Origin of the sequence: Microbacterium sp. SL75 (assembly GCF_026625865.1) — a bacterium.
Lineage (GTDB): Bacteria > Actinomycetota > Actinomycetes > Actinomycetales > Microbacteriaceae > Microbacterium.
In genome coordinates, this window is sequence record NZ_CP113067.1 from 1,299,036 (window position 1) to 1,318,300 (window position 19,265).

The 19,265-nt window shown below is 68.4% G+C and carries 21 protein-coding genes and 3 tRNA genes; 11 read left to right on the top strand and 13 right to left on the bottom strand.

The window, feature by feature from the left end; translation table 11 throughout:
• The first annotated feature begins 62 nt into the window (after window positions 1-62).
• Window positions 63-136, top strand: a tRNA-Ile gene (locus tag OVA17_RS05955).
• A 13-nt stretch (window positions 137-149) separates the two neighbouring features.
• Window positions 150-222 (top strand) — tRNA-Ala (locus OVA17_RS05960).
• Window positions 223-282: 60 nt separating this feature from the next.
• Here the strand turns inward: OVA17_RS05960 and OVA17_RS05965 are convergent.
• The gene (locus tag OVA17_RS05965; protein WP_267788838.1) at window positions 283-1,545 is read right to left on the bottom strand and encodes an acyltransferase family protein; all 1,263 of its coding nucleotides are present in this window, start codon (window positions 1,543-1,545) and stop codon (window positions 283-285) included.
• A 76-nt stretch (window positions 1,546-1,621) separates the two neighbouring features.
• On the opposite strand from OVA17_RS05965, the gene OVA17_RS05970 reads away from it, so the two are divergent.
• Entirely contained in the window at window positions 1,622-2,053 is a 432-nt protein-coding gene (locus OVA17_RS05970; RefSeq protein ID WP_267788839.1) for an NUDIX hydrolase, read from the top strand.
• Window positions 2,054-2,056: 3 nt separating this feature from the next.
• Here OVA17_RS05970 and OVA17_RS05975 read toward each other — a convergent pair whose 3' ends face one another.
• On the bottom strand, window positions 2,057-2,530 hold the full coding sequence (locus tag OVA17_RS05975) for an aminoacyl-tRNA deacylase (RefSeq protein WP_210075559.1): 474 nt from the start codon (window positions 2,528-2,530) through the stop codon (window positions 2,057-2,059).
• Complete coding sequence (locus OVA17_RS05980; RefSeq protein WP_056225083.1) at window positions 2,527-3,099, bottom strand: hypothetical protein; 573 nt, start codon at window positions 3,097-3,099, stop codon at window positions 2,527-2,529. Before OVA17_RS05980 ends, OVA17_RS05975 begins: the two co-directional genes overlap by 4 nt.
• A gap of 100 nt (window positions 3,100-3,199) precedes the next feature.
• Between OVA17_RS05980 and OVA17_RS05985 the strand changes: the two genes are divergently transcribed.
• Together OVA17_RS05985 and OVA17_RS05990 are read left to right on the top strand one after the other, a co-directional pair.
• Window positions 3,200-3,757, top strand: coding sequence for a peptidylprolyl isomerase (locus OVA17_RS05985; protein WP_210075561.1), 558 nt, complete (start codon window positions 3,200-3,202; stop codon window positions 3,755-3,757).
• 270 nt (window positions 3,758-4,027) lie between these two features.
• On the top strand, window positions 4,028-4,702 hold the full coding sequence (locus OVA17_RS05990) for a rhomboid family intramembrane serine protease (RefSeq protein WP_324289921.1): 675 nt from the start codon (window positions 4,028-4,030) through the stop codon (window positions 4,700-4,702).
• 51 nt (window positions 4,703-4,753) lie between these two features.
• Here OVA17_RS05990 and OVA17_RS05995 read toward each other — a convergent pair whose 3' ends face one another.
• Window positions 4,754-4,993 carry a cell division protein CrgA gene (locus OVA17_RS05995; protein WP_210075563.1) on the bottom strand — a complete coding sequence of 80 codons (240 nt, stop codon included), beginning with the start codon at window positions 4,991-4,993 and terminating at the stop codon, window positions 4,754-4,756.
• Window positions 4,994-5,047: 54 nt separating this feature from the next.
• Here OVA17_RS05995 and OVA17_RS06000 point away from each other — a divergent pair, with 54 nt between their 5' ends.
• Genes OVA17_RS06000 through OVA17_RS06010 form a run of 3 tightly spaced genes read left to right on the top strand, consistent with a single transcriptional unit; the run spans window position 5,048 to window position 6,650 of the window.
• Complete coding sequence (locus OVA17_RS06000; RefSeq protein ID WP_267788843.1) at window positions 5,048-5,842, top strand: class E sortase; 795 nt, start codon at window positions 5,048-5,050, stop codon at window positions 5,840-5,842.
• On the top strand, window positions 5,842-5,997 hold the full coding sequence (locus OVA17_RS06005) for a hypothetical protein (RefSeq protein WP_267788844.1): 156 nt from the start codon (window positions 5,842-5,844) through the stop codon (window positions 5,995-5,997). The genes OVA17_RS06000 and OVA17_RS06005 overlap by 1 nt, the downstream gene beginning before the upstream one ends.
• Window positions 5,994-6,650 carry an anthranilate synthase component II gene (locus OVA17_RS06010; RefSeq protein ID WP_267788845.1) on the top strand — a complete coding sequence of 219 codons (657 nt, stop codon included), beginning with the start codon at window positions 5,994-5,996 and terminating at the stop codon, window positions 6,648-6,650. Before OVA17_RS06005 ends, OVA17_RS06010 begins: the two co-directional genes overlap by 4 nt.
• Here OVA17_RS06010 and pknB read toward each other — a convergent pair.
• From pknB to OVA17_RS06045, 7 genes are read right to left on the bottom strand one after another with little or no spacing between them, the layout of a single operon-like run.
• Window positions 6,622-8,322, bottom strand: a complete 1,701-nt coding sequence (gene pknB / locus OVA17_RS06015) for a Stk1 family PASTA domain-containing Ser/Thr kinase (protein WP_267788846.1) — start codon at window positions 8,320-8,322, stop codon at window positions 6,622-6,624. The two genes, OVA17_RS06010 and pknB, sit on opposite strands and share 29 nt — an antisense overlap.
• A gap of 31 nt (window positions 8,323-8,353) precedes the next feature.
• The gene (locus tag OVA17_RS06020; RefSeq protein WP_267788848.1) at window positions 8,354-10,129 is read right to left on the bottom strand and encodes a protein kinase domain-containing protein; all 1,776 of its coding nucleotides are present in this window, start codon (window positions 10,127-10,129) and stop codon (window positions 8,354-8,356) included.
• The gene (locus OVA17_RS06025; protein ID WP_267788850.1) at window positions 10,126-11,580 is read right to left on the bottom strand and encodes a peptidoglycan D,D-transpeptidase FtsI family protein; all 1,455 of its coding nucleotides are present in this window, start codon (window positions 11,578-11,580) and stop codon (window positions 10,126-10,128) included. Before OVA17_RS06025 ends, OVA17_RS06020 begins: the two co-directional genes overlap by 4 nt.
• 49 nt (window positions 11,581-11,629) lie before the next feature.
• The gene (locus tag OVA17_RS06030; protein ID WP_267788851.1) at window positions 11,630-13,033 is read right to left on the bottom strand and encodes an FtsW/RodA/SpoVE family cell cycle protein; all 1,404 of its coding nucleotides are present in this window, start codon (window positions 13,031-13,033) and stop codon (window positions 11,630-11,632) included.
• Entirely contained in the window at window positions 13,030-14,268 is a 1,239-nt protein-coding gene (locus OVA17_RS06035; protein WP_210075575.1) for a PP2C family protein-serine/threonine phosphatase, read from the bottom strand. Before OVA17_RS06035 ends, OVA17_RS06030 begins: the two co-directional genes overlap by 4 nt.
• Before the next feature lie 9 nt (window positions 14,269-14,277).
• Window positions 14,278-14,817, bottom strand: coding sequence for an FHA domain-containing protein FhaB/FipA (locus OVA17_RS06040; protein ID WP_267788852.1), 540 nt, complete (start codon window positions 14,815-14,817; stop codon window positions 14,278-14,280).
• Complete coding sequence (locus tag OVA17_RS06045) at window positions 14,814-15,551, bottom strand: FhaA domain-containing protein (protein ID WP_267788854.1); 738 nt, start codon at window positions 15,549-15,551, stop codon at window positions 14,814-14,816. Before OVA17_RS06045 ends, OVA17_RS06040 begins: the two co-directional genes overlap by 4 nt.
• Before the next feature lie 154 nt (window positions 15,552-15,705).
• Here OVA17_RS06045 and OVA17_RS06050 point away from each other — a divergent pair.
• Window positions 15,706-15,789 (top strand) — tRNA-Leu (locus tag OVA17_RS06050).
• Window positions 15,790-15,851: 62 nt separating this feature from the next.
• Here the strand turns inward: OVA17_RS06050 and OVA17_RS06055 are convergent.
• Entirely contained in the window at window positions 15,852-17,261 is a 1,410-nt protein-coding gene (locus OVA17_RS06055; protein WP_267788856.1) for a ferric reductase-like transmembrane domain-containing protein, read from the bottom strand.
• A gap of 226 nt (window positions 17,262-17,487) precedes the next feature.
• On the opposite strand from OVA17_RS06055, the gene OVA17_RS06060 reads away from it, so the two are divergent.
• On the top strand, window positions 17,488-17,754 hold the full coding sequence (locus tag OVA17_RS06060) for a GlsB/YeaQ/YmgE family stress response membrane protein (protein WP_210075605.1): 267 nt from the start codon (window positions 17,488-17,490) through the stop codon (window positions 17,752-17,754).
• 83 nt (window positions 17,755-17,837) lie between these two features.
• On the top strand, window positions 17,838-18,836 hold the full coding sequence (locus tag OVA17_RS06065; RefSeq protein WP_267788857.1) for an endonuclease/exonuclease/phosphatase family protein: 999 nt from the start codon (window positions 17,838-17,840) through the stop codon (window positions 18,834-18,836).
• Here OVA17_RS06065 and OVA17_RS06070 read toward each other — a convergent pair.
• Window positions 18,823-19,155, bottom strand: coding sequence for a hypothetical protein (locus OVA17_RS06070; protein WP_267788859.1), 333 nt, complete (start codon window positions 19,153-19,155; stop codon window positions 18,823-18,825). The genes OVA17_RS06065 and OVA17_RS06070 overlap by 14 nt on opposite strands.
• Window positions 19,156-19,265: the final 110 nt, after the last annotated feature.

Consider the following 19,265-nt stretch of genomic DNA (forward strand, 5'->3'; position numbering starts at 1 on the left):
CGATTCGTCAAAACCTCGCGAGTCCGGTAAAGTCTTCGAGGTTGACATCACGTCAGCGAGACGGGGCTATAGCTCAGGCGGTTAGAGCGCTTCACTGATAATGAAGAGGTCCCAGGTTCAAGTCCTGGTAGCCCCACCCCTTCCCTCGCGGGGCCTTAGCTCAGCTGGTAGAGCGCCTGCTTTGCAAGCAGGATGTCAGGAGTTCGAATCTCCTAGGCTCCACAATCGAGAAAGAAGAGCCGGTCCATCGGGACCGGCTCTTCTTCTTTTCCGCCGTCGCTCTCACGAGGCGCGTCGTCGCCGCCCTCTTCGGAGCAGAACGACGGATGCCGTGTACAGGACCGCTCCGCCGACCGCGAGGACCGTGTTCATCCCCTGCAGCGTCACGGCGAAGGGCGGGAGGAATGCGCAGAACCACGCGATCGCCAGGATGACCGATCCCGGTGCCGGCGGAAGGTCGCCCAGCGCCTCGAATCGGATCAGGATCAGCGAGAGCAACCCGAGCACGATCGCCGTCGCCAGGAAGACCAGGGGGCGCGTCGCCCACCACTGCGGACTCGCGGGTGCGGGAGCTGCGCCGGGGATGAGCAGGGCGATCCCCGAGATGATGAGGATGACGGGCAGGTGCCACAGGTACACCGTCATCAGGCGGGATCCGACCGCGAACACCACCCCCTGCGCGAGGCGCGTGCGCATGAGCGCGGTGAGCGCGGGCTTCGCCAGACGCAGCAGACACGCCTGAGCGAGACCGAACAGCACGAGGGGAAGAGTGGGCGGGTTGAGATTCGCCAGCATGTTGTCGGAGTAGGGCCCCCACACGACCACGGCGCCGACCACGAGGTAGCAGGCGGTCGCGAGGGCGAGGAGAGATACCGCCGAGCGGCGATCGAACCACCCGTCGCGGTACCAGAATCCCAGCTGCTGGATGAGGGGCCAGACGAACAGGAGATTGAGGTAGCCCAGTTCCTCCACCCCGGAGAGGAACCGTAGGGCGTCCACCGCCACGACTGCGGTCAGAAGCACCGCGAGGGTTCCCCGAGGGGCCCGCGCATGCCACTGAGCGGCGAGGGGGACCACCGCCTGGCACAACAGGTATGCGGCCAGGAACCACAGCGGCATCCCGACTCCGACGACGGCGGCGGCGACCAGCGACGGATCGACCCCGATGGCGGTGGCGGCGACCAGGACGACCGCGACGAAGAGGAACAGGGGCAGGGCCGGTTGCGCCAGCCGCAACGTCCGCGAACGCACGAAGCCGAGGGCATCACCGCCGCGGGCCGTCCACGTCGCCCACCCCGCCGCGGAAGCGAATCCGCCGACGACGAAGAAGAGCGGCATGATCTGTCCGAACCAGGTCGCGGTATCGAACCAGGGCTGCATCTCTGCGGGCCGTGAGGTGACGAGGGAGCCGGCGGGGCCCCACCCCACCCCGACCTGCAGCAAGTGCACGATGACCACGAAGCACACGGCCGTGACGCGGGCGAGATCCAGAGTCAGATCGCGGCGCGAGATATCCGGCGTCGTCGTCGAGAGCGCTGTATGCATGGCACCATCGTGGCGGGTACCGGTCCCTCACCGTCAACTCCGACACGCGGGTGAGCACCCTCGCTAGAGTCTGGTCATGGACATGCGCGTGGCCGCGTACGCCGTCGTCACCGACGCCGACGACCGTGTGCTGCTCGCCCACTGGATAGACGGCCGGCGAGGGGCGTGGACCCTTCCCGGCGGGGGCCTCGAGGACGGTGAAGACCCCGTCCACGCGGTGCGCCGCGAAGTGCGCGAAGAAACGGGGTTCCGCGTCGTCGTCGACGACCTGCTCGGCATCCATTCTCGGGTGATTCCGGCCGAAGCTCGGCTCGCGGGCGGAGCCACGGGTCCGCTGCACGCGTTGCGGATCGTCTACCGCGCACGCGTCGTGGGTGGCCGGCTGAGATTCGAGACCGACGGATCGACCGACAGGGCCGAGTGGTTCACCCTCGCGGCCACGCGGAAGCTTCGACGTGTTCAGCTCGTCGACGTAGCCCTGCGGATGGCAGGCCTCCTCGGCTCCTGAGCGTCAGGCGCGCTCCACCGTGATGTCGGCGACGGTTGCGCCGTAAGAGGCGATGAGCTCATCGGCCTCGACGAACACGCTGTAACCGTGCGCTCCGGCCCCCATGGCGATGCGCGTGCCCACGATGCGTTCGTCGGCGAAGACCGGCCAGTCGGTCGTGCTGCCGATGGGGACGATGGTGCCTCGCTCGTAGCCGGTGGCGGCGAGGGCCAGCTCGGGCTCCGGGAGGCGCAGCTTGTTGACCCCGACCACCGCACGCAGCTTCGGCCAAGAGATGGCACGGTCACCGGGCACGAGAGCGAACAGGTACGTGTCGTCGGACCGCTTGACGACCAGCGTCTTCACAATGGATGCAGAGGGGATGCCGAGGAGCTCGGCCGCCTCGTCGAGGCTCGACGCCGCCGGACGCTCACGCACATCGACCGAGAGGCCGCGCTCTCGCGCGGCCTCTCGGACTCTGATGGTGGGATCGCTCACGCGTCGGGTGCGCGCAGCGGGTCGTCCGCCACCCACAGCTCATCGTCAGCGCGCAGCGTCTGCCACGCGGCGTAGGCGACGCCCGCAGCGGCGACCACACCGAGGATGATGGCGATGACGCCACCGGCACCGATGCCGTCGTGCTGCGAGGGAAGCTTCTTGGCGAGACGCTTCGACGCCTGCTTGCCGTACTTCTCGGCGCGCTTGGCGTACTTGTGCGTGTCGAGCTCGAAACCACGGCCCTTCGCGAGGCGGTCACGGGTGTCACCCGCGGCGTCCCACACCGACATCGCTCCGCCGACGACGGCACCGGCCGCGGGAACGACCTTGTGGCTGAGGAAGCGATTGCTGTACTTCACGCTCTTGTCGACGTACGGAGCGGCGTACTTGTTGTACCCGTCCTGCACGGCGGGGACGAGATCTTCGCGGCTGAAGCGACCGAGCTGGTGGCCGGCTTCTCGAGCGACCTTCCCGCTCTCGCCCAGCAGCACCTGCTGCGACTCCCACACCTTTGCGGCGTGCTTCTGGAGCTTGCGCAGTTCCTTCTTGCTCTTGCGGCTGAGGCCCACGGCTCATCCTCCCTGTCGATGGGATGTACGTTCGTTCATCTTGCCAGAACGGGTCGCCGGCACCGCCGACCCTTGCAGATAACTCTGAGAGAATGTACCCATGGCCAACCACACCGCCGTAGCGACCCTGCACACCAACCACGGCGACATCGTCGTCAACCTGTTCGGCGACCACGCTCCGCGTACCGTCCGCAACTTCGTCGGACTCTCCGACGGAACCCAGGAGTGGACGAACCCGGCGACGGGCGCCAAGGGCGAGGGCCCTCTCTACAAGGACGTCATCTTCCACCGGATCATCCCCAACTTCATGATCCAGGGCGGCGACCCGCTCGGTCAGGGCATCGGTGGACCGGGATACAACTTCAACGACGAGATCAGCCCCGAGCTGGACTTCACCCAGCCCTACAAGCTCGCCATGGCCAACGCCGGTCTGCGCCGCAACGCCATCACCGGCCAGCCCGAGGGCACCAACGGATCGCAGTTCTTCATCACGACCGACCCGACTCCGTGGCTCCAGGGCAAGCACACCATCTTCGGTGAGGTGGCCGACGAGGCCTCGAAGGCCGTCGTCGACAAGATCGCCGCCGTTCCCACCGCTGCGGGCGACCGCCCGATCGAGCCCGTCGTGCTCCAGTCGGTCGACGTCGTCTCGGTCTGACCTTCCAGGCGGCGGCGGGTGTCCACAACTGACGAGTTCCGTCGTAACAGCGACAACTTCTGTTATCGGCATCCCGACCGGCAGAGCTTCGTGCTGTGTCAGCGGTGCATGCGCACCGTGTGCTCGGAGTGTCGTACACCCGCCGCCGTCGGAGTCATCTGCCCCGAGTGCATGGCGCAGCAGCGCGCCTCGCAAACCCCTGCTCAGAAGAAGGCCCAGCGTCGCTGGGCATCGCGTCCCGTGTCGTTGGTCGCGTCCGGCAGACCGCAGATGACGCTGGGCATCATCGCCGTCACCGGACTCGCCTACGTCATCGGTCTGATCCCCGGTGTGGGCGGGGTCGTGCGAAACCTGCTTGCGTTCAACAGCCTCTACCTCGTGCCGCAACTGGGTGTGCTGGAGCCGTGGCGCCTGCTGACGGTCGCCCTCGTCCACAGCGGCTTCTTCCACGTGGGCCTGAACATGCTCGCGCTCTGGTTCATCGGGCGCAGCCTCGAGCCCCTGCTCGGCCGCGGTCGTTTTCTCGCGCTCTATCTGATCGGCGCGCTGGGCGGATCCGTTGCGGTCGCGCTCCTCGCCCCCGGCGTGTCCACGGTCGGTGCCTCGGGCGCGATCTTCGCGTTGTTCGGTGCCCTCCTGGTGATCGGAAGGCACATCGGGGCGGACATCCGCGTCATCGCCCTGCTCATCGCCATCAACTTCGCCTGGCCGTTCGTGATCGCGGCCATCGGTGCCATCGGGTCGGGCGACTTCGCCGGATCCCTCGCGGCGGTGGGCATCTCGTGGCAGGCCCACCTCGGCGGTCTCGTCACCGGAGCGGGAGTGGGGCTGATCTATGCACGCACCCGTGCGGCGGCGCAGAAGCGCCTGCAGATCGGTCTGCTGGTCGGGTTCAGCGTTCTGCTGATCGCCCTGCTGGCAATCCCGGCTCTCTTCTACGTCTGAGAGTTATCCACAGCCCCGTCCACAGGTGGGGATGAATTACACGTGTGTAAGTCAGCGCCACTTCGTGGTCATGAGGAACCCGACGAAGGCGATGCCGAAGCCGATGACGAGGTTCCACGGACCGATACCCGGGATCGGGAACTGCGAGTTGCTGAGATAGAACACCAGCACCCACACGAGGCCGATGAGCATGAGGCCGATCATGATGGGCAGGAACCACACGGGGTTCGGAGCCGATCCGCCTTCGTTGCGCTCAGCGATCGGGTCTTCGCCTTTGCCAATTCGAGCCATGCGGGACAGTCTAACGGTCAGGCACGCGTGATCCCGCGGAACTAGACTGCCCCCGTGCAGACCGTCGACCAGCCGCAGACCCGTCGGGGATCACGGCGCGGGAGCGCGCCGCGTCGCCGGGTGTCCGTCATCGGGGTGATCGGCGATGTGTTGGTCACCGCCGGCGTCCTCGTGCTCCTCTTCGTCGTGTGGCAGCTCTGGATCGGCGACGCCATCATCGGCGCGCAGTTCAAGGATCAGGGCAAAGAGCTCAGCGAGCAATGGAACGCCGATCCTCCGCCGCCCGCCCCCTCTGCCACCACGACGACTCCGGCGCGGCCGGCAGCACCGCCCACCGCGGACCCGCCCGCCCTGGAGCAGCCGGGAGACGCGGAACGCTTCGGCGTGGTCTACATTCCGCGTCTCGGACCCGACTACCACTTCACCGTGGCCGGAGGAGTCAGCTCCTCGCGCACGCTCGACCCGATCGGTCTCGGCCACTACCCCGACACCGCGATGCCCGGACAGGTGGGCAACTTCGCCATCGCCGGCCACCGCGGCAGCCACGGCGCGCCCTTCGCCGACCTTCCTTCGCTGCGTATCGGTGACGCCATCGTCGTCGAGACCGAGGTTGGCTGGTTCACCTACCGCTTCCGAAACATCGAGTACGTGCGCCCCGACGGTGTGAATGTCCTGCTGCCCACGCCGCAGCAGCCGCAGATCGAGGCGACGGACCGCCTCATCACCATGACCACCTGCAGCCCGCGCTACGGCTTCTCGGAGCGTGCGATCGGCTACGGCGTCTTCGAGTCCTTCACCCCGCGGACCGACGCCGGTCCGCCGGCGTCCCTGACCTCTGGAGCATCCTGATGTACGGAGCCCTGTGGCGCGTCCTCCCCGGTCCCTGGTGGGTGCGCTTGTTGATCCTCCTGGTGCTGGTCGCGGTAGTGCTCTACGGCCTGTTCTTCTACGTCTTCCCCTGGGTGAGCGACCTCGTCTACCCCCAGGAGGTCACGGTCGAGTGAGGCCCTGGCGCGTCGTCGTCGTCGACAATCGCGATAGCTTCGTCCATACCCTCGCCGGCTACCTTCGCGACCTGGGCGCCGAGACCGTCCTCCTCGATTCGCGAGAGTCTGGGCTACCCGGGCGCGCGGCGAGGGACGCGGACGCGATCCTCGTCTCCCCGGGGCCAGGGCACCCTGACGACGCCGGGCACTCCATCGCCGTGGTCCGCGCGGCGTTCGGCGCCGGCATCCCCCTGCTCGGGGTCTGCCTCGGTCATCAGGCCATCGCGGCGGCTTTCGGTGCCCGTGTGGGGCATGCGCCAGAGCTGTTGCACGGGATCACGAGCGTCATCCGGCATCGAGGCCAGGGCGTCTTCGAGGACCTCCCCGCGGGATTCGTCGCCACGAGGTATCACTCCCTCGCGGTCGAGCCGGACTCGCTCCCGGCCGAGCTCAAGATCACCGCGCAGACGGACAGCGGCGTGGTGATGGGTGTACGCCACCGAACCGCGCCGATCGAGGGGGTGCAGTTCCACCCCGAGAGCGTGCTCACCGAAGGCGGCCACCTTCTGCTCGGCCGCTGGCTCGAGAACGCCGGGCTACCGGGAGCCGCCGCGCGCGGCTTGCTGCTTCACCCCCGCGGGGTCAGGAACCCGCGCACACCGTCAGCGTGATCTCGCTGTGCACGGGGACCTCGCCCGGGGCCAGCGACTGCGTCTTGACCGTCGGGGGCGTAGCCGCCTTGCATCCGGGATCCTGCTGAGTCTTCACCGTCAGCTGCTTCGAGTCGGACTCCAACTCGCGCTGCGCAGCCTCGAGGGTGTAGCCGGTGTAGTCCACGATCACGACCTGACCGCTCGCGACCACGAGGTTGACCGTGGTGCCCTTCGCGACCTCGGAGCCCGATTGGACGCTCGACGAGATGATCGTTCCCGCGGCCAGGGCGGGGTCGTCCTGGCGTCGTATCGAACCGACCGTGAGACCGGCCTTCTGCAGGGACGTACGCGCCTCGCTCTCGGTGATCCCGTCGAGCGTCGGCACCTTCGCCGTATCGGGGCCGGTGGAGACGTACACCGTGATCCGTTGACCCGAGGTGACGTTGGTTCCGGCCTCGGGGACCGTGCTCACGACGTTTCCGGCAGCGACCTTCTCATCGGACTCGTTCACACGGCTGGTGGTCAGCTGCTGAGCTTCGAGTGTCTCGACGGCACGGTCGTACGACATGTCGACGACGTCGGGAACCGTGTAGGCACTGGTGGGGACGTCGTCGCTCGGTTGGATCTGCATGACCCAGATGAGCACCGCCACCAGCAGCACCGCGAGGACGGTGACGCCGGCCCAGATCCAGGCCACCGGAGGACCGGGTTGGGTGCGACGCATCGTCGTGTCGGTGCTGAGCTGTCGCAACGAGCGGGCCGTCTCGGCCGCCTGACGCGGGTTGGGTCCGTACAGCTCGTTGGACAGCGCCGACATCTGGCGCTTCGTGGGTCCCTTGCCGTCGACCGTCTCGTCGAGTGCTTCGCGGAAGCTCGCGGCGTCCTGCGGACGCTGGAACGGATCTTTGGCCAGGGCGCGGAGCACGATGGCATCCAGAGCCCGAGGAACCGTCTCGACGATCTCGCTCGGCGGGACGGGGGCCTCGCTGACGTGCTGGTAGGCCACGGCCACCGGGGTCTCGCCGCGGAACGGCGTGCGCCCCGTGAGCAGCTCGTAGAGCACCACGCCGGTGGAGTACAGGTCGGCGCGCGCGTCGACGGACTCGCCCTTGGCCTGCTCGGGCGAGAAGTACGCCGCGGTCCCGACGATCGCCGTGGTCTCGGCGACCGTCGACGACGAGTCGGACACCGCGCGGGCGATGCCGAAGTCCATGACCTTCACACGACCGGAGTCGGTGATCATGACGTTGCCGGGCTTGATGTCGCGGTGGACGACACCGGCGCGGTGCGAGTACTCGAGAGCCTCCAGGATGCCATCGACGTATCGCAGGGCGTCGTCGGTGGGGACGGGGCCTGCGGCGATGACGTCCTTGAGCAGGCGACCGTGTACGAGCTCCATGACGATGTACGGCACCGGACGCTCGTGGCCGTCCTCCCCGGTCTCGACGTCTTCGCCCGCGTCGAACACACGGACGATCGTCGGGTGAGCCATGCGCGAGGCCGCCTGCGCCTCGAGACGGAAGCGCGTGCGGAATGCCGCATCGCCGGCCAGGTCGGCCTTCAGGACCTTGATCGCGACCGTGCGGCCGAGTGTCTGGTCGTACCCGCGGTAGACGCTGGCCATACCGCCGCGACCGATGAGGTCGTCGACGCGGTAGCGCCCGGAAAGGACGCGCGTCTCAGTGGTCACGGGTGGAGCTCCTGGCGTGGGGGATGGGGGATCAGGGCTTGACGGTCGGAACGGCCGCGGGCGTCGCCGTCGGCGATGCCGAGCTGCCGCCCGAGATCGTCGCGGAGGCCTCGCCCGAGGGGCCGGCCGTCCGGTCGGTACCCGAGCAGCTGACGGTGTACGTCACGCGGAGGGTCTGACCGGGGGCGTTGCTGACCGTCAGCTTGGCGTTACGCGCGTCGGGCGCGAACGACGCGGTCGACTGACCGTTGGTGTCGAAGGTGCCGTTGGTCGCGGTGAAGTTGTACGACGTGACCGATCCGGTTCCCGAGGGGCAGGAGTACTGCTGCCACGAGATCTGGATGTCGCTGCCGGCCGTGACCGAGGTACCGGGCAGGGTCGGAGTGCCGGGCGTGGAGAGCGGTGTCTCCTCGCCGTAGACCGTGACCTCGATGTTGGTGCCCTGCGGGTTGCGTCCGGTCGGGTCGACCACGTAGATCTTGCCGACCTGATCGGCGCTCGCTGCGGCGTTGCCGGTGGCGCAGGTGGCGCCGAGGTTCGCGTCGCGCAGAAGCTCCCGGGCCTCATCGCAGGTCTTGCCGATGAGGTTGAGAGCGTCGACGTCGACGAGAGTGTTCGAGGGCGACGGGGCAGGCGAGGGCGACGACGGGCGAGGTACCGGGGTCGAGGCGGAGGCCGAGGGGCTCGCCGGAACGGCGTCCGGATCGCCCTGATTCGACAGCAGCGTGAAGAGCGTGCCGATCAGAACCAGAGCCAGCAGCGCGATGAGCGCGACCAGCGGCCACGTCCAGGGGCTGCGCTTCTTCTTCTGCGGCGCGGGGTCTTCTTCGGTGTGCTCCTCGGTGAGGAGAGAGGTCGCGGCCGCGGAGGCGGGCATGAGGCGCGTGGTGGCGGAGGTCTGTCCGCCGGCCGTGAGCAGTTGCGTCGCGTCGTCGGCGAAGGCAGCGCCCGTCGCGATCGCCGGGACGGCCGCGGCGGCCGCGGCGAGGTCGCCGCGACGCAGGGCCGTGGCGGCGCGCGAGACGGCGGCAGAGGAGGCCGGACGGTCGTCGGGCTTCTTGGCGATCATCGCCATCACGAGATTCTGCACCGGCTGCGCCACGGTGGGCGGGAGCGGAGCGGGCTGCTCGTTGATCTGCGCCATCGCGATCGCGACCTGCGACTCGCCCGTGAAGGGGCGCTTGCCGGCGAGGGATTCGTAGGCGACGATTCCGAGCGAGTACGTGTCGGTGGCCGGCGACGCCGGGTGACCGGACGCCTGCTCGGGCGAGAGGTACTGCACCGTGCCCATCACCTGGCCGGTCGCGGTGAGCGGCACCTGATCGGCGATGCGCGCGATGCCGAAGTCGGTGATCTTCACGCGGCCATCGGGCGTGATGAGCAGGTTGCCCGGCTTGATGTCGCGGTGGACGAGACCCGCGGCGTGCGCCGCCTGGAGGGCTGCGGCCGTCTGGGCGACGATGTCGAGAGTCTTGTCGGTCGAGAGAGAGCCGTCGCGCTCGAGGATCGTCGACAGGGCTTCGCCCGGGACGAGTTCCATCACGAGGAAGGCGCTGCCGTCCTCCTCGCCGTAGTCGAACACGCTGGCGATGCCTTCGTGGTTGACGAGGGCGGCGTGGCGGGCCTCGGCGCGGAAGCGCTCGAGGAAGCCCGGGTCGCCCATGTACTCGTCTTTGAGGATCTTGATCGCGACGGTTCGTCCGATGACGTGATCCGTCGCCTCCCAGACCTCGCCCATACCGCCGATCGCGATTCGCGAATCGAGCTCGTAGCGTCCTCCGAAGGTCACACCTTGCGTCGGTCTCATTTACCCAGCACCGCCTCCATGACCTTCTTCGCTATCGGGGCGGCGATCTCGTTGCCGCTCCCGTTCTGCCCCTGGCCTCCACCGTTTTCGACGACCACGGCGACGGCGACCTTGGGGTCGTCCGCCGGTGCGAAGCCGGTGAACCAGAGAGTGTAGGGACGGGAATCGTTCTCCGCCGTGCCGGTCTTACCCGCCACTGCGACCCCGTCTATTCTTGCATTCGATGCTGCGCCGTCCTGGACGTTCGCCGTCATCATGGTGACCATCTGCGCGGCGATCGAGGGTTCGAGAGCCCGCCCGAACTCACTGCTGCTCGCCTCGCCCTTGACCGACAGGTTCGGCTCGATCACGCGGTCGACCATGCGCGGGTTCATCACGACGCCGCCGTTGGCGATGCCGGCCGAGACCATCGCCATCTGCAGGGGCGTCGCGCGCACGTCGCCCTGGCCGAAGCCGCTGAGCGCGGTCTGCGGGGCGTTCGGCGAAGCCGGGTAGGTGGAGGCGGTGGACTCGAGCGGCATGCTGAACGACTTGTTGAATCCGTACTTCTCGGCCTCGGCGCGGATGGTATCGTCGCCGAGTTCGACGGCGAGCTCGGCCATGGGGATGTTGCAGCTCAGCCGCAGAGCGGTTGCGATCGTCACGGTGTCGCCCCCGCCGCAGGTGCCGCCGCCGGCGTTGCTGACGACGTTCGTCGACTGGGGCAGCGTGTACGCGGCGAGGTTCGGGAACGTCGAGTCGGGCGTGTAGCGACCGGATGCCAGGGCGGCAGAGGCCACGACGAGCTTGAAGGTCGAGCCCGGGGGGTTGAGGTTGCCCCCGATGGCACGGTTGTCCAGAGGCTTCGAGGTGTGGGCCACGAGCTGGTCGTACGCCGCGTTCACGGCATCTGTGTCGTGCGAGGCGAGCGTGTTGGTGTCGTAGCTGGGCTTGGAGACCATGGCGAGGATGCGGCCGGTCGACGGCTCGATCGCGACGACGGCGCCCTGGAGATCACCCATCGCGTCCCAGGCGGCCTTTTGCACGTTCGGGTCAAGCGAGAGCTCGACGTTCGAGCCGCGTGGGGCCTGACCGGTGATGGCCCGGTCGATGCGGGAAAAGAACTGGTTCGAGTCGGACCCGCTGAGCACGCTGTTCTCAGCGGATTCGATCTGGGTCTTCGCGTCGAGCACGGGGTTCATGTAGCCGGTCACGGGAGCCCACATCGCGGCATCCGTGTACTGACGCTGCCAGCTGTAGACGTCGTCGGAGGGCACGGACGAAGCGATCGCGGTGCCGCCGGCGATGATCGATCCACGCTGGATCTGGTACGAGTCGTAGAGCGCGCGGGTGTTTCCCGTGGTGTTGGTCAGCGAGTTGGCCTGAGCGACCTGGATGATGCTCGTCGAGGCGAACAGGGCCAGGAACATCGCCAGCATCACGATGCTGAGGCGTCGGAGCTCTTTGGTCACGGTGCCTCCTCCAGGATCGGGGCGTCGACGGCGGTGAACGGGCGGTTCATCAACCGATCACCACCCGGGGGCGGCTGCGTACCGCGTCGGAGATGCGCAGAAGGAACGCCACGATGATCCAGTTCGCGATCAGCGACGAGCCGCCGGCCGCGAGGAACGGGGTCGTGAGGCCGGTCAGCGGGATCACGCGGGTGACGCCGCCGACCATGATGAACACCTGCAGGGCGATGGTGAACGAGAAGCCCGTGGCGAGCAGCTTGCCGAAGTCGTCCTGACCGGCCAGGCCGATGCGGATGCCGCGGCTGGTGAACACCATGTAGAGCGCGAGGATCGCGAACAGGCCGACCAGGCCGAGCTCCTCGCCGAGGCTCGGCACGATGTAGTCGCTCTGCGACAGCGGGGTGATGTAGGGACGACCCTGGCCGAGCCCGGTGCCGAACAGGCCGCCGTGCGCGAGGCCGAAGATACCCTGCACGAGCTGGTAGCTGCCGCCGTCGCGGTTGATGACCTCGGGGTCGAAGGCGCTCAGCCAGTTGGCGAAGCGGCCGTTGACGTAGGGGAGGACTCGGGATGCCAGGAACGCACCGCTCGCGACCAGCACGAGGCCGATCAGCACCCAGCTCGTCTTGCCGGTGGCGACGTAGAGCATCGCCACGAACATGCCGAAGATCAGCAAGCCCGTGCCGAGGTCGCGCTGGAGCACGATGATGCCGAGCGAGACGAGCCAGATGATCAGCACCGGGCCGAGTTCGCGAGCGCGCGGCCAGGTCATGAAGAGGAAGCGCGTGCCGGTCGAGGTGAGGCTCTCCCGCGTGCGCACGAGGTACCCGGCGAAGAAGATCGCCAGGCAGATCTTGGCCAGCTCGCCCGGCTGGAACGACACGAAGCCGAGCGACACCCACACGTCGGCGTTCTGGTCGGTGCCGAGGCCCGGCACGAACGGCAGCAGCAGGAGCAGGATGCCCACGAGGCCGAAGAGGTAGGTGTACCGGAACAGCACGCGGTAGTTGCGGACGAAGATCAGCACGGCGAGGGCTGCGACCATCGCGATGGCCGCCCAGGCGATCTGGCGGTTGCCCGTGGCATCCCACCCGCTCGCCTTCTCGGCGAGGTCGATGCGGTAGATCATCGCGATGCCGAGACCGGTGAGGACGGTGGCGATCGGCAGCACGAAGGGGTCGGCGTCGCGGGCGCGCAGGCGCAGCACCACGTGCATCACGAGGGCGAGCACAGCGGGGATCGCCGCGATGGTGAGGTAGCCGGTCTCGACCGTGTTGTTCACGCCGAGCTGGACCAGCACGACGGCGCCGCCGTAGACGATGATCGCGAACAGGAGCAGACCGAGCTCGCGATTGCGCTGCTTGGCGGGGACGCGGATCTTCTTCAGCGCGCGCATGACGGCCGTGTCGGTGGACACGGAGTCACCGGATCGGGTGAGCTTCTGATCGGTCATCCGCTTCCCTCCGCCGCGGGACGCAGGCGTTCGACGATCTTCTCGGCGTCTCCGAGCGACGGGGCCGAGATGGTGGCTTTGACGGTCTGCCGATCGAAGTCGGACAGTCCGTCCAGCGGGATGTTCGTGTCCTGGTAGACCGTCGACAGCGAGATCGGGCCGATGGACTGCTGGATACCGCGATAGATCACGACCGAGTCGCTGTCGGCGCCGACATAGTAGAGGGTCTGCGTCCAGTTGTACCCGGCGAACAGGCCGACGCCGATGGCGGCGAGGACGAGGATCAGGGCGGCGAGCCAGCCGAAACGGCGTCGGCGGGCACGACGGCGGTCCTCTTCGATGAGCTCCTCGAGGAACTCGGCCGCCGGCTCGAAATGCGTCGGCTCGTTCGCGACCTGACGGGCGTGGTGGAGCCAGCCGGATCGGCCGGGGCGCGCCGCGGGGACGACCACTCCGCTGGGGTTCGAGGCGGAGCCGACGATGGTCGGGGTGCCGATGAAGACCGGGTGCTGCCCGCCGACGTCGACGAGGACGACGGTGACGTTGTCGGGCGCACCGCCATCGAGAGCCTGCTTGAGCAGAGCGTCGGCGGTCCGAGCGGGGGGCAGTCCGAGAGCGAGGGTCTTCGCCGTGTGCGCGTCGTCGACGACGCCCGAGAGACCATCGGAGCACAGGAGCCAGCGGTCGCCGTCCTGCGTCGGCATGATGAAGCTGTCGATCTCGGGATCGGGATCCATGTCGCCGAGCACCCGCATCAGCACCGATCGACGGGGGTGGTACCGCGCCTCTTCGGGCGTGATGCGACCGGAGTCGACCAGGCGCTGCACGAAGGTGTGGTCGGCCGTGATCTGCGTGAGCGTGTCGTCCCGGTACAGGTAGATGCGCGAGTCGCCGATGTGGCCGATGACGGCGTAATCGTCGACCATGACCAGAGCACTCACCGTGGTGCCCATGCCGGCCAGCTCCGGGCGGCGCGCCACGGTGTCGATGAGCTCCGCTGCCGTGTCGGCGAGGGAATCACGGATGGCGTGCTCGGCCTGGGCGGGGGAGCCGAAGGGCTGGTCGAGCTCGGTCAGACGGCCGATCGCCAGGCTCGAGGCGACGTCACCGCCCGCGTGACCGCCCATGCCGTCGGCGACCACGAAGAGGTTGGACCCGGCGTAGCCGGAGTCCTGATTGTTGGAGCGCACCTTGCCCGTGTGGGAGATGGCGGCGCTCGAGCCCTGGAAGACCATGGGGGAGGGTTACTTCCTCAACTCGAACGTCGTGGCGCCGACCTTGATCGGAGCACCCACCTTGACCTGTACCGGCGCTGCCACGCGGACGCCGTCGTGCGAGGTGCCGTTCGTCGAATCGAGGTCTTGCAGCATCCACTGCTCCCCCCACAGCACGAGGCGGGCGTGATGGCTGGAGGTGTAGTCGTCGCGGATGACGAGACCCGACTCGCTGGAGCGGCCGATCGTCAGCGGCTCGGTGCCCAGCGGCAGCTCGAGCCCGGCTTTGGGGCCGCTCGTGATGACGATGCGCGAGACCGCCGACGTGGTCGCGAGCCCCCCGGCGGGCGCGGGGGTGGGAGCGGCGGGACGCTTGACCTGCGTGGTCACCGCGTCGGGCGAGGAGGTGGGAGCGGCTGCCGCCGGGGCAGCGGATGCCGAGGGCTCGGGGAGCTTGCGCACCTTGACGCCGAAGAGGTCGGCGCGCAGCGAGTACACGACGCCGAACACGAAGAACCACAGCAGGACGAGGAACCCGCCCTGCAGAAGGAGGAGAGTCAGCTGACTCATGAAAGGGGTCCCCGTTCCCGGACGTCGAAGATGCTCGTGGCGTCGGACGCCGAAGAGCGTCGCGGCGGCTGGGCCTGAGCGACCACACGGAACACGATATTGGTGCGTCCGATCGAGATCGTCGAATCGGGCGGAAGAGCGGCCTCGGAGACCTTGCGACCGTTCAGGGTCGTGCCGTTGGTGGAACCGAGGTCGCGCACCATGGCGCGCTCGCCGTCCCACAGGATCTCGACGTGCTTGCGGCTCGTCCCGGCATCGGGGATCGTGATGTCGGCGTCGCTGCCACGACCGATCACCGTGCGGGCGGATGTCAGCGGGTGACGGGTGCCGTCGATGTCGACGACTCCGCGCCAGGCGACCTGGCCCTCGGTGGTCTGCGAGTCCACGCGCAGCGTGCCCGTGGACAGGGAGCCGTCGCGCTCGATCGAGATGGCGACGGGGCCGGCGAACGAGTAGCCCTGCGTGCGGGCGTGCTTCTTGACCAGGGTGTCGAGCTCGGCGACCAGGGTCGAGCCGAGCGCGCTCATCTTCTCGTCGTCGGCGGGGGAGAGGCGCACCGCGAAGGTGTTCGGCGCGAGGATGCGCTCACGCGTGACGACGACGGCCTTCTTGTCGAGTTCGCTGCGCAGAGCGGACGCGATCTCCACCGGCTGGATGCCACTGCGGAAGGTCTTGGCGAACGCACCGTTGACGGCGCGTTCGAGACCCTTCTCAAAACTGTCGAGTAGCCCCACGAGACTCCTTCAGGCAGGCAGACCAGTAGGCACATCGTAGTCAGCGCGGCTGGGGAGGTCATGGACGCGGGCTTCGGAGCCGCGTTTCGTGACCTGGTGGCCGCCGTGATATTCTCGGGAAGTTGGTCGCGTGGCATCCTCAATGCCGCGCAACGCGCGAGTGGCGGAATAGGTAGACGCGCTGGCTTCAGGTGCCAGTGCCCGCAAGGGCGTGGGGGTTCAAGTCCCCCCTCGCGCACACAACGAAGAAGGGCCTCGGATTTACTCCGGGGCCCTTCTTGCACGTTCGGGGCGTGACGATCACACGAATCTCTCGACGTGGATCTGCTGGTCTTTCACGCCCGCGGCCCTCGCGTCGCGGACGACCAGATCCGCCCACTCTGCGGGCCCGCAGACGAAGAGGTCCGACGCCTGCAGCTCGGGGAAGACCGAGGCGATGGTCGCCCCTCGCTCGATCGCCTCGAGCGGCATCCACGACGATTCCTCGGCGGGCCGGCTGCCGATCATCTCGATGACCGCGCCGCCGGCGTCCTGGACGAGGCTGCTCGTCTCGTCCCAGAGGAAGGTCTGCGAGCGGTCGGTCGCACGCAGAACGACCGTCGCCTCGCCCGGGCGCAGTCCGGTGTCTTCGAGCAGCGCACGTGCGGGGGTGACGCCGATCCCGGCGGCGACGACGGCCAGGCGCGGGGCAGTGCGGGCGGCATCCGTGAAGATCCCGTACGGGCCCGCGACGGAGACCTTCGTTCCGGGCCGCAGCTGAGCGAGACGCTCCGTTCCGCGGCCGAGCGCGCGGACGGTGAGGCGGGCGCTCGTGTCGGTCGGCACCGCGGAGAACGAGATCGGGTGCGCGTGCCACCACGTGCCGCGACTCCAGAAGCGCCAGTTCGCGTACTGCCCACCTCGGGCGCTCAGCCGCGACAGGCCGCGGCCGGAGAGATGGATCGAGAAGACGTCCGGGGCGAGGGTCTCGACGCCGGCGACGCGAAGCTGGTGCTCTTCCGTGGCGAGCAGCGGGGCGGCGAAACGGAACCACGCGATCGAGCCGAACGCCAGAACGTAGAGGCAGATCCAGTACACGCTCTGCGGCGTACTGCCGGAGAGAACCTGGCCGGCTGAGAGCTGATGAGGCACCGCCACCAGAACGGCGGCATAGCTGACGAGATGGATCGCGTGCCAGGCTTCGTAGGCGAGTCGGAGACGCACGACGACGAGAGAGGTCACGACGACGAGCACCAGGAGGCAGCTGCCGAGCAGCGCCAGGAGCATGTCGGCCCCCGAATAGAGGGACAGCGTCTGGTGCCAGAGCGACAGACCGTCTCGGAGAGAGTAGCCCACGGTGAGCAGCGCGCCGTGGCCCAGGACGAGGTACACCGCGGGCTTGCCGAGGCGGCGGTGCAACCTCATCGCGGCGTCTTGCCCGAAGGTGCGGTCCACCCAGGGGATGCGGGCGGCGAGCACGAGCATGAGCAGCAGCAGGTCGGTGCCGATGAGGCCCGTCACGATCCCCGCGGCCGTGACCGCGCTCGCGAGATCGGTCACCTGCGCGGGTCGCCCGGACCCCAGGAACAGCATCACGGCGACGACGACGGAGACCCAGCAGAGGGCGATCAGAGCGACCTCGGCACGCTCTCGTCGGCGAACGGAACGGTCGCGGTCCCGTTGCGTCGTTCCGAGAGACGGTGAACCATTCGGTCGGGTGGTGCTGCTCATGGGGCGTCCTCCGGTCGGGACGGGGCGCGCCGGCCTCTCCCAGTCTCGCATCCCGTGCTCGGTCGATCGCCGGCCGGACGACGCCGTTCGCGCGGACGCGCGACTGCACCAGAAATGCGCGTCTTACGCAACCCACCCCCTGAATCTCGTTCCTGAGAGGAAGCTGGATGCAACGAGAGTCCCGCCTCGAGCGGGCATCGGTTCACACTCGCGAAAGGAACACATCATGGGATTCTTCGGATTTCTTCTCCTCGGCCTCATCGCCGGCGCCATCGCCAAGCTGATCCTCCCCGGCAAGCAGGGTGGCGGCTGGTTCATCACGCTGCTGCTCGGCGTCGTGGGCGCTCTGCTCGGCGGGTTCCTGGGTGGTCTGCTCTTCAACGCTCCGCTGCAGGACTTCTTCTCGATCCAGACGTGGCTGCTCGCGATCGGTGGTTCGATCATCGTTCTGCTCATCTACGGCCTCATCGTGGGTCGTCGCGCCGCGCGCTAACCTCGCAGCGAAAGGCCCGGGGCGATTGGACCGCGCCCCGGGCCTTTCCGCGTCTTCGGCCGTCACCCGCTTTACTGGGCGGGATGCCGAAACACCGCCGCTTCCCTTTCCTCCTCGCTCTCGCGGGGGGATCGGTGGCGGCGTTTGTCGTGGTGTGGCCGCAGGGGGTCGGCATCCATCGCCTGCCTCTCGTGGCCAACGCGATCTCGCTGCGCGCATTGCTCGCTCTGGGCTTCGGGGTCGCCGCCCTGCTGGTCGCAGGCGTCGCGGTCTGGCGTCGGCGATGGGGAGTGGCCGCCGCCCTCTCGATCGCGCTCGCCATGGCGTCCGTGGGCAACGGGGCGGTGCTGCTCGCTCGCGGCGGGGGAGCGCCCGTGCAGCCGGGTGAGCTCACGATCGCCGCCTGGAACACGTACGGCGGTTCGGTCACGCCCGAGACCATCGCCCGGATGGTTCGGGAGACCGGTGCCGACGTCGTCAGCCTCCCCGAGACCGATGCGGTCGCGGCGGCCGAGGTAGCCGGCATCCTGGATCGCGAGGGCATCTCGATGGCGCACGACACGGTCGCGGCGGCACCGGACGGCGAGGTCATCCCCACCTCGATTCTGATCTCCCGCGCTCTCGGTGAGTACGAGCTCGACGCCGACGCGGGTTCCACTGTCGGCCTGCCGAGCGGGGTGTGGAGGTCGGTCGACGGCTCGGGTCCGATCCTCGTCGCGGCCCACCCCATGCCACCCCTGCCGGGCGTCACCGATCGCTGGGAGCTCGGCCTCGGATGGATCGCGGACAGGTGCACCGACAGCGACGTCATCGTCGCGGGCGATCTCAACTCCACGGTCGATCATTTCGCCGGTCTCGGCGTTGACGGGGCGACGATCGGCGGATGCCGTGATGCCGCCGCCGAAGCGGGTTCGGCCGCCGCGGGAACCTGGCCCGTGCGGCTGCCCGTCGGCCTCGCCGCGCCGATCGATCATGTGCTGGTCGGCTCGGCGTGGAGGGTGAACGGCTTCGCCGTCCTCGACGGTTTCGACGACGCGGGCACTGATCACCGCCCCATCGTCGCGACGCTCACGCCGCAGTGACACCTCGGTCCACACGGGAATTGTGGACGGCGACCGAGATCGCGTAGGGGGCGACGAAAACAACGGCGAAGAACGCACCCGCCAGGACCGCGGCGGTCCAGGGCCCCGTGTCGACGGCGCCCGTTGTCATACCGGCCCCGAACATCGCGAGGCCCGTCCCGAAGGCACGGGCCGCGACGGCGCGACCCGGAGCATTGCGGGGATTCGCCCACATCGGCAGGCGTTCGTCGCGGTAGGCCCGCAGTGTCAGCCGGATCGACCAGAACCACAGGATCGCGCCGACGACGGTGAAGATGCTCCACGCCCATTCGCTCGTCATCGCTCCACCCCAACACGGCATCGCCGCGAGGTCAACGATCGCCGCGAGCCGCGCGGGGCCGCCCCCAACAAGTTCGACCCCGCGCGGAATGCGGCAGCGGAGTCCCCTCA

Excerpts from the sequence above, each read along its gene's own strand:
- OVA17_RS05990 (WP_324289921.1), top strand. The coding sequence starts at position 4,028 with ATGACGCTGGGCATCATCGCCGTCACCGGACTCGCCTACGTCATCGGT.
- OVA17_RS06065 (WP_267788857.1), top strand. The coding sequence starts at position 17,838 with ATGCCGAAACACCGCCGCTTCCCTTTCCTCCTCGCTCTCGCGGGGGGA.
- OVA17_RS05995 (WP_210075563.1), bottom strand. The coding sequence starts at position 4,993 with ATGGCTCGAATTGGCAAAGGCGAAGACCCGATCGCTGAGCGCAACGAA.
- OVA17_RS06030 (WP_267788851.1), bottom strand. The coding sequence starts at position 13,033 with ATGACCGATCAGAAGCTCACCCGATCCGGTGACTCCGTGTCCACCGAC.
- OVA17_RS06060 (WP_210075605.1), top strand. The coding sequence starts at position 17,488 with ATGGGATTCTTCGGATTTCTTCTCCTCGGCCTCATCGCCGGCGCCATC.
- OVA17_RS05970 (WP_267788839.1), top strand. The coding sequence starts at position 1,622 with ATGGACATGCGCGTGGCCGCGTACGCCGTCGTCACCGACGCCGACGAC.
- OVA17_RS06035 (WP_210075575.1), bottom strand. The coding sequence starts at position 14,268 with ATGGTCTTCCAGGGCTCGAGCGCCGCCATCTCCCACACGGGCAAGGTG.
- OVA17_RS06005 (WP_267788844.1), top strand. The coding sequence starts at position 5,842 with ATGTACGGAGCCCTGTGGCGCGTCCTCCCCGGTCCCTGGTGGGTGCGC.
- OVA17_RS06020 (WP_267788848.1), bottom strand. The coding sequence starts at position 10,129 with ATGAGACCGACGCAAGGTGTGACCTTCGGAGGACGCTACGAGCTCGAT.
- OVA17_RS06070 (WP_267788859.1), bottom strand. The coding sequence starts at position 19,155 with ATGACGAGCGAATGGGCGTGGAGCATCTTCACCGTCGTCGGCGCGATC.
- OVA17_RS05985 (WP_210075561.1), top strand. The coding sequence starts at position 3,200 with ATGGCCAACCACACCGCCGTAGCGACCCTGCACACCAACCACGGCGAC.
- OVA17_RS06040 (WP_267788852.1), bottom strand. The coding sequence starts at position 14,817 with ATGAGTCAGCTGACTCTCCTCCTTCTGCAGGGCGGGTTCCTCGTCCTG.
- OVA17_RS05965 (WP_267788838.1), bottom strand. The coding sequence starts at position 1,545 with ATGCATACAGCGCTCTCGACGACGACGCCGGATATCTCGCGCCGCGAT.
- OVA17_RS06055 (WP_267788856.1), bottom strand. The coding sequence starts at position 17,261 with ATGAGCAGCACCACCCGACCGAATGGTTCACCGTCTCTCGGAACGACG.